The sequence below is a fragment of the Enterobacter sp. CGMCC 5087 genome, from assembly GCF_003144775.1.
Classification (GTDB): Bacteria; Pseudomonadota; Gammaproteobacteria; order Enterobacterales; family Enterobacteriaceae; genus Enterobacter; species Enterobacter cloacae_M.
Genome location: NZ_QFXN01000011.1, coordinates 1 through 1,765, shown reverse-complemented (window position 1 = coordinate 1,765; position 1,765 = coordinate 1). Strand labels below are relative to the sequence as shown.

General features: G+C 55.4%; 2 protein-coding genes and 1 pseudogene. All 3 read right to left on the bottom strand.

What is annotated here, in order from left to right; all coding sequences use genetic code 11:
• Nucleotides 1–1,212 (bottom strand): annotated as a pseudogene (locus tag DEO48_RS00085) (hypothetical protein); the annotation flags it as partial.
• Nucleotides 1,213–1,317: 105 nt separating this feature from the next.
• Nucleotides 1,318–1,650, bottom strand: a complete 333-nt coding sequence (locus tag DEO48_RS00080; RefSeq protein WP_109843945.1) for a phage tail assembly protein — start codon at nucleotides 1,648–1,650, stop codon at nucleotides 1,318–1,320.
• Nucleotide 1,651: 1 nt separating this feature from the next.
• Nucleotides 1,652–1,765, bottom strand: a 114-nt coding sequence (locus DEO48_RS00075; RefSeq protein ID WP_181366945.1) for a phage tail tube protein, incomplete at its 5' end; no start/stop codon positions are given.

The following is a 1,765-nucleotide window of genomic DNA, read 5'->3' as shown; positions in this document are numbered from 1 at the left end:
ATTATCAGTGTGGGTCACGGCATTCATATCCTGCAGCAGCAGACCAGCCTGATCGGTTGCTCCGTACGCGCTGTCGTAGCGCTTTTTCACCGCATCGGTATAAAAACCCGCATCCACAGCCCCGCGCTCACGCCGGGACAGGCTGCTATAAAGCGATTTGTCGCCCTGAATACGCCGGAGCTTCGTTGCATTCTCGGTGCTGATGAACCCCATGGCGTGAGAGAGCCCGGTAAAATCACCGTTATCGAAGAGGTCGGCTACCCCCTCAAGGCCATCTTTTACCCCGGATTTTAAAATCTTATGCCCTCCGATGGTGAGATCGTTCATTATCCCGCCAAAGACGTTATTTTTCGTTCTGTTTTTCAGCCCCTCCCACGACGCGCTGACCTCATTGAGGGTATCATTCAGGCCGCTAAGCTTCTGAACGGTATCGTCAGAGACGGTCAGCCCCAGACTGTCCGACTTCGACAGGAGGGCTTTGTAATGTGCACCATCGCGCAAAAGCGCCAGCATCTCCGGCGTCAGTCCCAGCGCATCCGCTACGGTACGCTGTTTCTGGGCGCTCAGGGTCGGGAAAACCTTTGCAAGGTTCTCCAGTGTCTTCATCGTATCTGCCGTATGGTCGGCACGTTCCACGATGGGTACGCCTATCTGATTGAGTACGCCGGTGATGGTGCTCTGGCGGTTGTTCATGGCGTCCGTTAACGCCCTTGATAAGGACTCAACGGAGTCCCGCGCCTTATCCGTGTCAGCACCGAGAATACGCATTCCCCCGGCGACCTGCGTCAGGTCATGAATGCTCATCCCCGCATCCATCGCCTGAATGTTCAGGTTATACGCATCTTCAGCCGCTTCCTTCATTCCACCAGCAAGCGACGCGATCCCCTGACCGACGCTGTATGCCACCGCGCCACCCACACCTATTTTGGCAATGGCACCACCGTAGCGCCCAGCCAGTTCACCGGCCAGTTTCAGGGGCGGAACCATGTCCCCAAAATACTGCACACCGCTTTTTGCAAAGGTATTAATCTTCGAGAGCCTGTCACCCAGGTCATCCAGCCCCTCAATACTCCTCTTTCCCCCCAGCTGCATTTTTTCCCCGGCCTTATCGAGGTTGGGGACCATTTTAGCCACGGTATCTTCCAGCGCCCTGAGGGTCGCACTGGCTTCATCTTTCGCCACCAGCTCAAAGTCAAAACGATTACCCGCCATCACCGCTCCTGATTTTGTTGATCCGGAGCGCCTGACGCTCCCAGTATGTCGCCTGCCTGAGGGTCAGGGAGCCGACATCGGCCGGCCCCCATTTCCAGTAGAACGTCAGATTTGCCCGGAGTCGTCCGAGTTCGTCTCGTCCTCCTCCTCTGGCGTCCACATCAAAAAACGCGAAAGCCACACCTCGCAGCGCTTGTAGTCCCGGTATGACAGCTTTCTCACCGCCGGACGCGGCACGCCGGATACGAGCGAAATCAGCAACCCCATACCCATAAGCGTACTTTTTTCCGATTCTCTTTCCTGGTAGAACTTATCAACCTCATCGAGCGTTGGCTCTTTCAGGGTGATCTCATGATATTCACAGTACTCTTTGCCGAGGGAAACCGGTTTGCTGAGCGTAATGGTTTCTTTATCGGGTAATTCATAAATATCAGACATATCAGCTCTCCTTCACGCTGCCGGTCATACCTTCCCACTTGACAGTGAACAGCGCCTCTTCACTGTCCACCTCCTGCGTATCCACCGTCCACATCCCGCTCCCGGTCAGGGTCTT